This is a genomic window from Pseudomonas sp. TWRC1-2, from assembly GCF_049896685.1.
In the GTDB taxonomy this organism is placed as follows: domain Bacteria; phylum Pseudomonadota; class Gammaproteobacteria; order Pseudomonadales; family Pseudomonadaceae; genus Aquipseudomonas.
In genome coordinates this window covers 466,173-479,519 of record NZ_JAFCUU010000002.1, presented here as the reverse complement: position 1 = coordinate 479,519, position 13,347 = coordinate 466,173, and the positions used below count along the sequence as shown (strand labels likewise).

The 13,347-nt window shown below is 61.3% G+C and carries 13 protein-coding genes; 8 read left to right on the top strand and 5 right to left on the bottom strand.

Annotation, left to right across the window (positions count from 1 at the left end):
* Nucleotides 1-96 precede the first annotated feature (96 nt).
* The gene (locus ACP7B3_RS06635; RefSeq protein ID WP_242195716.1) at nucleotides 97-495 is read left to right on the top strand and encodes a DUF2177 family protein; all 399 of its coding nucleotides are present in this window, start codon (nucleotides 97-99) and stop codon (nucleotides 493-495) included.
* A gap of 198 nt (nucleotides 496-693) precedes the next feature.
* Entirely contained in the window at nucleotides 694-2,136 is a 1,443-nt protein-coding gene (locus ACP7B3_RS06630; protein ID WP_426178459.1) for an NCS1 family nucleobase:cation symporter-1, read from the top strand.
* Here the strand turns inward: ACP7B3_RS06630 and ACP7B3_RS06625 are convergent.
* Nucleotides 2,048-3,265 (bottom strand): MFS transporter, encoded by a 1,218-nt coding sequence (locus ACP7B3_RS06625; protein ID WP_426178458.1) that lies wholly within the window; start codon nucleotides 3,263-3,265, stop codon nucleotides 2,048-2,050. The two genes, ACP7B3_RS06630 and ACP7B3_RS06625, sit on opposite strands and share 89 nt — an antisense overlap.
* Nucleotides 3,266-3,368: 103 nt before the next feature.
* Between ACP7B3_RS06625 and ptrR the strand changes: the two genes are divergently transcribed.
* Complete coding sequence (gene ptrR / locus ACP7B3_RS06620; RefSeq protein WP_119742222.1) at nucleotides 3,369-4,262, top strand: putrescine utilization regulator PtrR; 894 nt, start codon at nucleotides 3,369-3,371, stop codon at nucleotides 4,260-4,262.
* Between the two features lie 142 nt (nucleotides 4,263-4,404).
* On the top strand, nucleotides 4,405-4,527 hold the full coding sequence (locus ACP7B3_RS06615) for a PA1414 family protein (protein WP_256347311.1): 123 nt from the start codon (nucleotides 4,405-4,407) through the stop codon (nucleotides 4,525-4,527).
* A 196-nt stretch (nucleotides 4,528-4,723) separates the two neighbouring features.
* Here the strand turns inward: ACP7B3_RS06615 and ACP7B3_RS06610 are convergent, their stop codons facing one another.
* The 4 genes from ACP7B3_RS06610 to speB are packed head-to-tail and all read right to left on the bottom strand — an operon-like array spanning nucleotide 4,724 to nucleotide 9,039.
* Nucleotides 4,724-6,106 carry a sodium:solute symporter gene (locus ACP7B3_RS06610; RefSeq protein WP_106576395.1) on the bottom strand — a complete coding sequence of 461 codons (1,383 nt, stop codon included), beginning with the start codon at nucleotides 6,104-6,106 and terminating at the stop codon, nucleotides 4,724-4,726.
* 24 nt (nucleotides 6,107-6,130) lie between these two features.
* On the bottom strand, nucleotides 6,131-7,645 hold the full coding sequence (locus ACP7B3_RS06605) for a purine-cytosine permease family protein (RefSeq protein ID WP_145158979.1): 1,515 nt from the start codon (nucleotides 7,643-7,645) through the stop codon (nucleotides 6,131-6,133).
* Nucleotides 7,646-7,666: 21 nt separating this feature from the next.
* Entirely contained in the window at nucleotides 7,667-8,089 is a 423-nt protein-coding gene (locus tag ACP7B3_RS06600; protein WP_426178457.1) for a YybH family protein, read from the bottom strand.
* The gene (gene speB / locus ACP7B3_RS06595; protein ID WP_064453522.1) at nucleotides 8,089-9,039 is read right to left on the bottom strand and encodes an agmatinase; all 951 of its coding nucleotides are present in this window, start codon (nucleotides 9,037-9,039) and stop codon (nucleotides 8,089-8,091) included. Before speB ends, ACP7B3_RS06600 begins: the two co-directional genes overlap by 1 nt.
* Before the next feature lie 297 nt (nucleotides 9,040-9,336).
* On the opposite strand from speB, the gene ACP7B3_RS06590 reads away from it, so the two are divergent.
* The 4 genes from ACP7B3_RS06590 (at nucleotide 9,337) to rlmD (ending at nucleotide 13,307) form a co-directional block, all read left to right on the top strand.
* The gene (locus ACP7B3_RS06590; protein WP_049712094.1) at nucleotides 9,337-10,230 is read left to right on the top strand and encodes a LysR family transcriptional regulator; all 894 of its coding nucleotides are present in this window, start codon (nucleotides 9,337-9,339) and stop codon (nucleotides 10,228-10,230) included.
* A gap of 4 nt (nucleotides 10,231-10,234) precedes the next feature.
* Nucleotides 10,235-10,840 carry a tRNA-uridine aminocarboxypropyltransferase gene (locus ACP7B3_RS06585; protein ID WP_426178456.1) on the top strand — a complete coding sequence of 202 codons (606 nt, stop codon included), beginning with the start codon at nucleotides 10,235-10,237 and terminating at the stop codon, nucleotides 10,838-10,840.
* A gap of 212 nt (nucleotides 10,841-11,052) precedes the next feature.
* Nucleotides 11,053-11,955, top strand: a complete 903-nt coding sequence (gene cysM / locus ACP7B3_RS06580) for a cysteine synthase CysM (protein ID WP_145158973.1) — start codon at nucleotides 11,053-11,055, stop codon at nucleotides 11,953-11,955.
* Nucleotides 11,955-13,307 carry a 23S rRNA (uracil(1939)-C(5))-methyltransferase RlmD gene (gene rlmD, locus ACP7B3_RS06575; RefSeq protein WP_426178455.1) on the top strand — a complete coding sequence of 451 codons (1,353 nt, stop codon included), beginning with the start codon at nucleotides 11,955-11,957 and terminating at the stop codon, nucleotides 13,305-13,307. The genes cysM and rlmD overlap by 1 nt, the downstream gene beginning before the upstream one ends.
* Nucleotides 13,308-13,347: the final 40 nt, after the last annotated feature.

The window sequence follows — 13,347 nt, the reverse complement described above, 5'->3', positions numbered from 1 at the left end:
TGTAGGAGCCGGCTCGCCGGCGACGAGGCCAGTGGTTTTCGTGGCGTCCTGAGGGAGGCCAGCACTGGCAAGCCAGCTCCAGCAGAGGTCGCTTCAATGTCCAAGAAAACCCTGTTCGCTTACCTCGGCACCTTGCTTGCGTTTCTGGTGCTCGACGGCCTCTGGCTCGGCGTCCTCATGGGCCCGACCTACAAATCCCTGCTTGGCTCGCTGATGCTCGATCAGCCGCGCCTGTTCCCCGCCGTGGTGTTCTACCTGCTGTATGCCATCGGGTGTGTGGTGTTTGTGGTCCTGCCGAGCGGCAGTTGGCAGCGCGCAGCGCGGTTGGGAGCCCTGCTTGGTCTGGTGGCCTACGGCACGTATGACCTGAGCAATTGGGCGACGCTGCAGGGCTGGTCCGCTGAATTGGCGCTCATGGATATGGCTTGGGGTACCGTCCTGACTGCTATTTGCTGCACGGTTGGGTACCTGTGTGCACATCGGGTGCAACGCTGATTGTGTACAGGATCCACGTGCACCGTTGCTGAGCGCAGCCCCATCCTTTAGCGCTTCCTAAATCCCTTTGGAGCACCGTTCCAGAGGGATTGTGTGCCATTGGCACGCATTCTGCTGAACACCTCGTATACAAACCAGGCCGCCTCCCGTATGCACACCGTTACGGCAGCGCAGGCCGGTATTTCGAGGAGCCAAGCGATGACCGAACAATTGCCCAAAGGCTATAGCCCGCGCCTGTACAACCAGGACCTGGGTCCGCTGCCGCAAAAGTGGACCTGGTACAACATCTTCGCCTTTTGGATGAGTGACGTGCACAGCGTCGGCGGCTACGTGTTTGCCGCCAGCTTGTTCGCGCTTGGGCTGGCCAGTTGGCAGGTGCTGATCGCCTTGCTGGCGGGTATTTGTATCGTGCAGTTGATTGCCAACCTTGTCGCCAAGCCGAGCCAGCAAGCGGCGGTGCCGTATCCGGTCATCTGCCGGCTGGCCTTTGGCGTGTTCGGAGCAAATATTCCGGCGGTGATTCGCGGCCTGATCGCGGTGGCCTGGTACGGGATTCAAACGTATCTGGCCTCGAGTGCCCTGATCATCGTGGTGCTGCGTTTTTTCCCGCAGATGGCGGTATATGCAGAGCCGCATTTTGCAGGCCTGTCCTACTTGGGCTGGTTCAGTTTCCTCACCTTATGGGTATTGCAAGCCGCCGTATTCTGGGCTGGGATGGAATCCATCCGGCGCTTTATCGACTGGGCGGGGCCGGTGGTCTACGCGGTGATGTTTGCCCTGGCCGGCTGGATTGTGTGGAAGGCCGGCTGGGCGAATATCAGCTTTACCCTGGCGGAAAAATCCCTCTCGGGCTGGCAGACTTTTGGGCAGGTGATCGTGGCGACGGCGCTGGTGGTGTCCTATTTCTCCGGGCCAACGCTGAATTTCGGCGATTTCAGCCGCTACTGCCGCAGCATGCACGACGTGCGTCGCGGTAATTTCTGGGGGCTGCCGGTGAATTTCCTGGCGTTCTCACTGGTCACCGTCGTTATCGTTTCGGGCACCTTGCCGGTGTTTGGCGAAATGCTGCATGACCCGATTGCCACCGTTTCGCGTATCGACAACAGCATGGCCGTGCTGCTCGGCGCGTTTGCCTTCGTGACCGCCACCATCGGCATCAATATCGTCGCCAACTTCGTCTCGCCGGCGTTTGATTTTGCCAACGTCGCGCCGAGCAAAATCAGCTGGCGCGCCGGTGGGATGATTGCGGCGGTGGCGTCGATCTTCATCACCCCGTGGAACCTGTTCAACAACCCGCTGATGATTCACTACACGCTGGACATCCTCGCGGCGTGTATCGGGCCGTTGTTCGGCATCCTGTTGGTGGACTTCTACCTGATCAAAAAACAGAAGATCGATGTGGACGCGTTGTTCGATGACAGCCCAAACGGGCGCTATTACTTCGACGGCGGCGTGAACTGGACCGCGGTCAAAGCCTTGGTGCCGGCGACGCTGGCGGGCGTCGCGATCACCTTCACCCCGGCGTTGCAGGGCATGGCCAACTTCGCCTGGTTTACCGGGTGCTTGCTGGGTGGGCTGTTATTCCTGGTGCTGGCGCGGCGAGAACAGGTTCGCGTACCGGCGCCACTGGTGGCTGGCTGAGTGAGACAGTAGGGCGCAGCAGCAGCGCGCCGGCCACCAGCAGGCCTGCGCCGGCAATCACCAGGGCCGGTTGCAGGCCGCCACTCAGGTGGCTGCTCACCGAGGCCAGCAGCGGGCCGCTCAATTGACCGATGGCGAAGCTGGCGGTCAGCAGCCCGGTGCTGCGCTGATAGCCGTGGGGCGCGACCTCACGCAGGCGTTGCATCACCAGCATCATGCACGCCAGGAACGGCGTACCGCACAGCAAAACGCCCAGCGCCAGGCCCCAGCCGTTGCCCAGCAAGCAGGCAAACACGCCGGTCGCTTGCAGCCACAAGGTGGTCATCAGCCAGCGGCGGGTGGTGTGCGTGTTATTGCGGCGCAAGCTCACCCCGACCACGCCAACGGCAGCCGCCAGACCAAAGCATGGCCAGAACAGATCCGCCTGCCAGGCGCCGTTGAATTGCGCGCTGGCCATCTGCGACAGAAAGGTCGCCGGGATGATGTAGCCCAGACCGTACAGAAAGTAGATCCAGCACAGGTGCGCAATGCTTTGATTGCTGCCTGCACTGGCAGTGTGTGCGACGGCGGGCATCGGCTGAGGCAAGAACGGCAGGATAGCCAGCAGCATGACCAACGCCACCACGCCATACACCAGCCACAGTGAGGCCGAACTTTGTCCCAGCAGGTTCGAGCCCAAAGCCAGTAGACCGGTGAGCAAAATCCCCAGCCCTGGCCCGGCGAATACCAGGGCTCCCAAGCGTGGACGGCCGGCGGCAATTGCCAGCGGTTGGCTCAAACTGGTGATCATCACCAACGCCCAGGCACTCGCGACACCCGTGCCGAAGCGCAGCAGCAGGTGCGGCCAAAACCCTTGCGCCCAATACGACGCCAGCGTCAGCAGTACGCACAGCCACAACCCGCCGTACATCCGCCCCCGCACGTGGTGGTGGCTGCGGGCGAAGATCGAATCCACCGCGCCAACGAAGTAGCCCAGGTAATTGGCGGCGGCGATCAGGCCTGCGCCGGTCAGGTCGATCTGCCCTTCGCTCAGCAGATGCGGCATCTGCGGTGTGAGGGCGAAGCGTCCAATGCCCATGGCCATCATCAGGGCGACAAAGCTGGCGAGTAAGCGAATCAGCGGCGACATGTTGTGGTTTCCTGCAAGCACGCGAAGACCTTCAGGCTAAAGCGAATTGACTTTCTGTAAAAATGAATAATAGTGAGTAACTTGTTCAGTTTTGGAGAAAGGTATGGAGTTCAGTCAATTGCGGATTTTCCAGGCCGTGGCAGAAGAGGGCTCCATCACCCGCGCGGCCGAGCGCTTGCACCGTGTGCCGTCGAACCTGTCGACACGGCTCAAGCAAATGGAAGAGCAGCTGGGCGTGGAGCTGTTTGTGCGCGAGCGTCAACGCTTGCAGCTTTCTCCCGCCGGCAAAGTGCTGCTGGACTACAGCACCCGTCTGATCGCGCTGCACGATGAAGCCCACGGCGCCGTTCAGGGCGGGCAACCGGCCGGCGATTTTGTGTTGGGCAGCATGTACAGCACTGCCGCGATTCATTTGCCGAGGTTGTTGGCGCGCTATCACAAGGCCTATCCGATGGTGAACCTGCAAGTGCAGTCGGCGCCCAGCGGTGAACTGTTGGAAGGCTTGATCACTGGGCGTCTGGATGCGGCATTGGTCGATGGCCCGCTGACCATCGCCACCCTGGACGGTGTGCCACTGTGCGAAGAGCGCCTGGTGTTGATCTGCGAGGCTGATCACCCGCCCGTGCGCGGGCCGCAGGATGTAGCGGGGCGCTCGGTGTTCACCTTTCGCCGCAGTTGCGCGTACCGCACGCGCCTGGAGACCTGGTTTTCCCACGAGCGCGTGGCCATGGGCCGGGCCATCGAGATTGAGTCCTATCAGGGCATGCTCGCCTGCGTGATTGCCGGTTCCGGTGTGGCATTGATGTCTGAATCCATGCTGGAAAGCTTGCCAGGCAAGGACAGCGTGTCCGTTCATCCCCTGACGGGGCCTTTTGCTACTGCAACGACCTGGCTGATGTGGCGAAAGGGTATGCTCGGCGCTAACCTCAATGCATGGATTGACCTGCAGCAGGAAGGCAAAGCCGAGTTATTGCAGGACACGCGCGCGATTGCTTGAACGATCCGTCAGGATTTGAATCAATTCAGTAATAGTTCGTTGTGGTTTCGTTCAAGCATTACGTAGGACTTAGTACTACTATCACTGTAGGAAAAGGCGACAAAACTCGCGCCGACCCGCATTACCCGCAAAGGGGGCAACCATGAAAGAGAAAATCCAAAACTGGCTCCATGACGTTGGCGTCGCGCTCGGACTGATCGAGCCTCCGCTGCAACCGGTGCCGATTCGCACGGATGACGAGCAGCGCCGGCCCCGTCGCAGATAAGCCCGGGTTCCAACAGGATTCAACAGGTGGGAGCGAGCTTGCTCGCGAAGGCGGTCTGTCAGTCAACGCAAATGTTGGCTGATACACCACGTTCGTAAGCAAGCTCGCTCCCACCGTTGTGTGTGGCAGGAAAAAAAACGGGTGCGACATCCGACGTCGCACCCGCTGAAGAAACCGCTCTGATGCCTGTGCTGCCTTAAATTGCCCTGGCCGCCGCAGCCTGCGGGCGCCGCGACAACAGACTCACGCCTACAAAACTCACCAATCCAACCGCCAGGCTGTAGTAGATCGGCGTGTTCGCGTCCAAGCCATCCTTGAACATGAACACCAGTGCCGTCACAAAGCCCAGGGCCATGGACGCGATCGCCCCCGAGGTCGTCGCCCGCTTCCAGAAAATCGCCCCCATCAGCGGGATCAGCATGCCACCCACCAACAAGTTGTAGGCGAGGGTCAGGGCGCTGATCACATCGTTGACCACCAGGGCGATACCCAGCACGGCAATGCCCGTCAGCATCGTGAACAAGCGGTTGATGTTCAGGCTCGATTGCTTGCCACCGCGCAAACGCGGCAGCAGGTCTTCGGTCAATACGGTGGAGGCGGCAAGCAAGCCGGCGCTGGCGGTGGACATCATCGCGGCCAGTGCGGCGGCGATCACCAGCCCGCGAATGCCGTCAGGCAACGACGCTTTGACGATCGCGGCGAAGGCATTGTTGACGTTATCCAGATTCGGCAACAGCACATGAGCAGCCATGCCGATCAGCGCGCAGGCCAGGCCGTAGAGGATGCAGTAGAAGCCGGCGAAGGTGCCTGCGTACTGCGCGACCTTTTCGTCACGGGCAGTGAACACCCGTTGCCAGATGTCCTGACCGATGAGGATGCCGAAAAAGTAGATCATGAAGTAGGTGATGATCGTGTCCCAGCCGATTTCGGTGAAGCTGAAGTTCGACGCCGGCAGCTTGGCCACCAGTTGGTCCCAGCCGCCGACGCGGTACAGGCAGATCGGCAGCAGGATAAACATCAGGCCGACGGTCTTGATCACAAATTGCACAATGTCGGTAAGCGTCAGCGACCACATGCCGCCGATGGTCGAATACACCACCACCACGCCACCGCCCAGCAGCACCGAGACCCAGAACGGCAGGCCGAACAGCACTTGCAGCACGGTGCCGATGGCCAGAATCGAGGTCACGCCGATCATTAACGCGTAGGCAAGCATGATCACCGCGCTCGCTTGGCGGGCCATGGGGTTGTAGCGTTTTTCCAGGACCTGGGTGACGGTGAAGATCTTAAGCTTGAGCAGCGGTTTGGCCAGGAACAGGTTCAACGCGATGATCCCGGCCCCCAGCGCAGCACACAGCCAGAAGCCCGAGATGCCATGCACATAACCCAGGCGCACGGTGCCGACGGTGGATGCACCGCCCAATACCGTGGCGGCCATGGTGCCCATGTACAGCGACGGGCCCAGATTGCGGCCGGCCACCAGGTAGTCTTCGTGGGTCTTGGCGCGGCGCATGCCGTAATAGCCGAGCACGAGCATGCCGGCGGCGTAGATGAGTACGACGAATAAATCCAAAGCCATGACGGCGGGTCTCCGATTATTTTTTTAGGCTATTGAGGCGCTTTTTGTGGCGAGGGAGCTTGCTCCCGTTAGGCTGCGAAGCGGCCCCTGGGGGCCATAAACAGCCGCTGGTTCCGGGAACAGGCGAAGCAAACTCAGGTACACCACCGAGGCCAGCCCCAGCGTCACCGGCAGGCTGATATCGATGCCGTCGGCCAGGTTGCCCAGCGGCCCGACAAACTGCCCTGGCAAATTGACGAAGCACAAACCCACCAGCGCACTCGGGATCCAGGCCCCCAGCCCGCGCCAGTTCCAGCCATGGCTGAACCAGTAGCGCCCGCCGGTTTCACCGCGAGTGAATACCTGCAAGTCGTCCGGGCAGTAGAAGCCGCGGCGCACGATCAGGCCGATGATCATCATCACCATCCAGGGCGTGGTGCAGGTGATGATCAGCACGGCGAAAGTCGACACGCTCTGCACCAGGTTGGCGGCGAAACGTCCGATAAAGATGAAGGCAATCGACATCACGCCGATCAGCAGCGTGGCCTTGACCCGTGACAGCAGGCGCGGAAACACGCTGGACATGTCCAGGCCGGTGCCATACAGCGAGGTGGTGCCAGTGGACATGCCGCCGATCACCGCGATCAGGCACACCGGCAGGAAGAACCAAGTGGGCGCCACCGCCAGCAAACCACCGACGTAGTTGTTCGCCGCAATGTAGTCCGGTGCCTTGATCGCCACGATGGTCGCGGTGGCCAGGCCGAACAGAAACGGGATCAACGTAGCGATCTGAGCCAGTACGACCGCCAGCATGATGCGCATTTTCGGCGTCTCACGCGGGATGTAGCGCGACCAGTCACCGAGGAATGCACCGAAGGAAATCGGATTGCTCATGGCCACCAGCGCAGCACCGATAAAGGCCGCCCAAAAGCCGCTCTGGCCGAGCCCGACGGTGCCGGCGAAGTGGCTGTCGAAGGCCGGCGCAAACGCGAAGATGCCCAGCAGGAACAGCAGGCTCGCCGCCCACACCGCGATGCGGTTGACCCACAGCATGAAGCGAAATCCATAGATGCACACGGTGAGCACAAGCAAGGCGAACAGGCCGTAGGCCAGGCCCAGCGTCAGGTCGGTTTCCGGCAGGCCGATCAGCCGTTTCGCACCGCCGACCAACGCATCGCCTGAACTCCACACCGACAGTGAGAAGAAGGCAATCGCCGTCAGCAGCGACAGAAACGAGCCGACAATGCGCCCGTGCACACCAAAGTGCGCACCGGACGACACGGCATTGTTGGTGCCATTGATCGGCCCGAACAGGCCCATCGGCGCCAGGATCAGCGCGCCCACCAGCACGCCCAGCACAATCGCCCAGACGCCGGCCTGGAACGACAAACCGAACAGCACCGGAAACGAACCCAGCACGGCGGTGGCAAAGGTGTTGGCACCGCCGAAGATCAGTCGGAACAGATCCTTGGGCCCGGCAGTACGTTCGTGGTCCGGGATCTGCTCGACCCCGTTGGTTTCTATCGTTCGAATACTTTTATCGTTGTTTTTATTATTCATGATCAGCTCCGATCACATTGGCTAAGGGGGCGGCAGCCCTTCCGGCATAGCGGACAAATGTTCGTGACAGGCCAGCCACAGGCCTTGTTTTTGTTGTGTGCCAGACCCTTGTCGTGTGAAGACAATGGTCTCGCGTTCCTGGCTAAAAAATTGCTCCCCGTTCATGCGCAGCTCGGTGGCCACGTCATGCATAAAAATCGCCACATCATCTTGCAGGCTGACAAAGGCGTTGCTTGAAGTGCAGGACAGCACCTCAAACCCCTCGTCCTGGCGCCAGCTGTCCCACAACGCCTGGTAGGCATCGCGGCTGAGCAGCGGCTGGGGGAGGGTGTAGAACACAAAGCTGGCATCGGCCGTGAACGCGCCGAAGTAGGCGGCGCGGTCATTGCGGGCGAAGGCCGAGACCAGGTCGGCCGCGGCTTGCAGCACCTCGTGCGTGCTCATCAGCGATGCGCCACGCCGGGCAGTACGCAGAGCATCTCGTACAGCAGGTTGGCGCCAAGCAGCGAGGTGTTGCCGGTGGTGTCGTAAGGCGGCGAAACTTCTACCAGATCGCAACCAATCAGGTCGAGGCCCTGGCAACCACGGATGATCTCGATCGCCTGGATGGTGGTCAGCCCGCCGATTTCCGGCGTGCCGGTGCCCGGTGCCCAGGCTGGGTCGATGCCGTCGATGTCGAAGCTCAAATACACCGGGCCGCCGCCGACTTTTTCACGCACTTCGGCCATCAATGGCGCGAGCGAGTGGTGCCAGCATTCTTCAGCCTGGACCACGCGGAAGCCCTGTTTGCGGCTCCAGTTGAAGTCTTCGGCGGTGTAGCCCTGGGCGCGCAGGCCGATTTGTACGACGCGATCGCAATCGAGCAGGCCTTCTTCCACCGCGCGGCGGAAGGTGGTGCCGTGGGCGATTTTCTCGCCGAACATATGATCGTTGACGTCGGCGTGGGCATCGATGTGCACCAGCCCGACCTTGCCGTGTTTCTTGTGGATCGCCCGCAGGATCGGCAGGGTGATGGTGTGGTCGCCGCCCAGGGTCATCGGGATCACGTTGTGCTCGAGGATCTCATCGTAGGCTTCTTCGATGATGCGCACGGCGTCGAGCAGGTTGAAGGTGTTAATCGCCACGTCGCCGATGTCGGCAACCGACAGGGAGTCGAACGGTGCGGCGCCGGTGGCCATGTTGTAAGGGCGGATCATCACCGATTCGGCGCGGATTTCCCGCGGCCCGAAACGGGTGCCGGCGCGCAGCGAGGTGCCGATGTCCAGGGGTACGCCGACAAAGGCGGCATCCAGGCCTTTGGCCGTTTGCAGGTGGGGAAGTCGCATCATGGTGGCGATGCCGGCGAAGCGCGGCATTTCGTTGCCGCCCAGTGGTTGGTGAAAAATCTTGTCCACGGGATTGCCTCATCGTTGTTTTGTTTATTAGGGGCCGATTCTGCGAAAAGCCCAGGGCGGGAAGAATCGGCAGGGGCAAATACTTAGTTCAGATATTTCTAAACTAATGCCTGAGGTAAACTCACCGGCCTGTGTTGGGCGCAATCGATCCTTTCTGTCGAGCCCCGGCCCAGTGTGGGAGCTGGCTTGCCTGCGATAGCGGAGGGTCAGCCACATAGCTTTTTTTGATACGCCGCCATCGCAGGCAAGCCAGCTCCCACAATGGGATCGCGTGCATTCGCTGAATCTGGAGAACCCATGGCCAACGCCTTGCCCGACCTGAAACTCCTGCGCATCTTCGTCAGCGTCGTGCGCCACCAGGGGTTTGCCAACGCCCAGCACGAACTCAACCTGTCAACGTCGGCCATCAGCACTTATATGAGCCAGCTGGAGTCGGCGTTGGGCCTGGTGCTGTGCCATCGCGGGCGCGGCGGGTTCAGCCTGACCAGCAAGGGCGAGCTGTTCCATCAGGAAACCCTGCGCCTCCTGGGCGAATTGGAAGGCTTCGAGCAATACGCTGCAGCGCTCAAAGGCGAGTTGCGCGGCACACTGAAGCTGGGCGTGCTCGACTCCACCGTCAGCGACAAGGCGCTGCCGTTCGCAGAGGTGATCGGCGCCTACAGCCAGGAACACCCGGCCGTGCATTTGCACCTCTCGGTGATGAGCCCTTACGAACTGCAACTGGGTGTGCAGGACAATCGTCTGGATTTGGCCATTGGCGCCTTTTCCAACCGCATGAGCGGGCTGATCTACATGCCGCTGTACCGCGAGCAACACTGGTTGTATTGCAGCACCCGCCATCCGTTGTTCAACGAACGGCGCATCCCCGAACAAGTGATCACCCAACAGCGCATGGTCGGGCGCGGTTACTGGAGCCAGGCTGAACTGGCGCGCCACGGCTTCAAACACAGCGCGGCAACGGTGGAAAGTATGGAAGCTCAGTTGATTCTGGTGCTGTCCGGCGCCTACATCGGCTACCTGCCCGAGCATTACGCCCAGGCCTGGGCCGACAAGGGCGACCTGCGCGTATTGTTGCCGGCGACCTTCGGCTATCAGGCGCCATTTTCGATGATCATGCGCCGGGGCCGTAGCCGCGAGCCGCTGATCCAGACCTTCCGCGATTTACTCAAAGCACAGCTCAACCAGGCCTGAAACCATGTCCCGACCCCAATGCTCCCGCTGCCTGCGGCCTGTCACCTATTGCCTGTGTGCGCTGATCCCCAGTCTCGACAGCCGCACCCGCGTGTTGCTGTTGCAGCACCCGAGTGAGGTCAACCATGCGCTCAATACCGCGCGGCTGGCAGCGTTGGGGTTGAACAATGCGCAATTGGTGGTGGGCGAGGTGTTTGAGGATTTGCCGACCTTATTGAACCCGCCGGGCTACCAGGCGCGGTTGTTGTTTCCCGCTGAGGATGCGCAGCCTTTACAGGCCTATACCCCGACTGACGAACCTATGCTGCTGGTGGTGCCTGACGGTACTTGGCGCAAGGCGCGCAAATTGTTGCACCTCAATCCGCTACTGGCGGCCTTGCCTCGAGTGACCCTGGCCGAGGGTGCGGTGTCCCGCTACCGGCTGCGCAAGGCGCCCGGGCCAGGTGCGTTGTCGACGGTGGAGGCGATTGTGCAGGCATTGCAGGTGCTGGAGGCGCCGGCGTCTTTTGATGCATTGCTCAAACCGTTTGAGGCGCTTATTGAGGGGCAGATTGCTGCGATGGGAGAAGAGGTGTTTCGTAAAAATCATGGCGACGGGCAGTTGGGGTAGCCGGTTCACCAAGGTGCGTCCTTTGCAGGCAAGCCCGCTCCCACAATGATCGCGGATACCTGTGGGAGCTGGCTTGCCCGCGATAGCGCCCTTACAGGCCACACACTACTCGCTTATTCCTATAAGCCATAAGCACCATACTTTGCGTGATATGGCCCGCCAGCCTTTCCCGGTATGATGTTCGCCCCCGCAGTCTGGATTGCGAATACGCCATGACCTTGCAGTACCCTACAATCGCCGATTGCGTCGGCAACACGCCCCTGGTCCGCTTGCAACGCATGGCGGGTGAAACCAGCAATACCCTGTTGCTCAAGCTCGAAGGAAACAACCCGGCCGGGTCCGTCAAGGACCGCCCGGCGCTGTCGATGATTGCCCGCGCTGAACTGCGCGGGCAGATCAAGCCCGGCGACACCCTGATCGAAGCCACCTCGGGTAACACCGGCATCGCCCTGGCCATGGCCGCGGCCATCAAGGGTTACAAGATGGTATTGATCATGCCCGACAACGGCAGCGCCGAACGCAAGGCGGCAATGACCGCCTACGGCGCCCAGCTGATCCTGGTCACCCAGGAAGAAGGCATGGAAGGCGCCCGCGACCTCGCCGAGCGCATGGCCGCCGAAGGCCGTGGCGTGGTGCTCGACCAATTTGCCAACGGTGATAACCCGGAGGCGCACTACACCACCACCGGTCCGGAAATCTGGCGTCAGACCCAGGGCACCATCACCCATTTCGTCAGCTCGATGGGCACCACCGGCACCATCATGGGCAACTCGCGCTACCTCAAGGAGCAGAACCCGGCGATCCAGATCGTTGGCCTGCAACCGATGGAAGGCGCAGCTATCCCCGGCATTCGCCGTTGGCCCGAAGAGTACCTGCCGAAGATCTACAACGCGACGCGCGTGGATCGCATCATCGATATGGCCCAGCGCGAAGCCGAGGACACCACCCGCCGCCTGGCGCGTGAAGAAGGCATTTTCTGCGGCGTGTCCTCCGGCGGCGCCGTGGCCGGTATGTTGCGTTTGTCCAAGGAAGTGGAAAACGCAGTGATCGTTGCGATCATCTGTGACCGAGGCGACCGTTACTTGTCGACCGGCATTTTCGACGAACCCAACTGATGGCCAAGCACGAGAGAGGCCTGCGCTTTCAACCGACGGGCGGCAGCCGGGCCCCGCAAATTCCGGTAGGCAAGAAGCAGCGCCTGACCATTGAGCGCCTGGCCAACGACGGCCGCGGCATTGTGTTTTTTGAAGGCCGCACCTGGTTTGTAAATGGCGCGCTCGCCGGCGAAGAGGTCGAAGCACGGGTATTGGGCGCCCACGGCAAAGTGGTCGAAGCCCGCACCGAGCGCGTGTTCACGGCCAGCGAGCTGCGCCGTCCGGCACCCTGCGCCCATTTTGGCCGCTGCGGCGGTTGCAGCGTGCAGCACTTGCCCCACGCCGAACAACTTGCCCTGAAACAGCGCATGCTCGCCGAACAACTGTCACGCGTCGCCGGTGTCGAACCGCAGGTATGGGCCGCACCTTTGAGTGGTCCGGAATTCGGCTACCGCCGACGCGCCCGTGTGGCCGTACGCTGGGATGCCAAGGCGAAAAAGCTTGAAGTGGGTTTTCGCGCCGTGGCCAGCCAGGACATCGTCGCCATCGATGATTGCCCCGTGCTGGTACAAGCCTTGCAACCGATCATGCAGCGTTTGCCGAACATGCTGCGCCGCCTGAGCAAACCGCAGGCGCTGGGGCATGTGGAGTTGTTCAGCGGCTCGTCGATTGCCGTGCTGCTGCGGCATATGGCGCCGTTGTCCGAGGCAGACCTGCTGATCCTGCAGGAATTTTGCACCTTCCATGACGCGCAGTTGTGGCTGCATGGCGAGGGCCAGCCGGAGCCGGTCGAGATGGATTCGGCGTTGGGTTATCGGTTGGAACAGTGGGATTTGGAGTTGGCTTATCGGCCCGGGGATTTTGTGCAGGTCAACGCCGGCGTCAACGCCGCGATGGTCGCTCAGGCCCTGGAATGGCTGGCGCCACAGCCCGACGAGCGGGTACTGGATTTGTTCTGCGGGCTGGGCAACTTCGCTTTGCCACTGGCCCGGCAAGTGCGTGAAGTGGTCGCGGTAGAAGGCGTGCAGACCATGGTGGACCGGGCGGCGCAGAATGCCGTCAGCAACAATTTGCATAATGTGCAGTTTTTTCAGGCCGATTTATCCCAGCCTTTGACTGACGCGGAGTGGGCCAAACAGGGCTTTTCTGCGGTACTCTTGGACCCACCCCGTGATGGTGCCCTGGAGGTTGTGCGCAAGCTCGCGACCCTTAAGGCCAAGCGTCTGGTGTATGTGTCCTGCAACCCGGCCACGCTGGCGCGGGACACGGTTGAGTTGGTCAAGCAGGGCTACCGGCTAAAACGTGCCGGGATCCTCGACATGTTTCCGCAAACCGCGCATGTCGAGGCCATGGCGTTATTTGAAGCGGGCTAGGATGCCCGTTTAATCCGACTGGCCTGCATTCTCCAAGGCC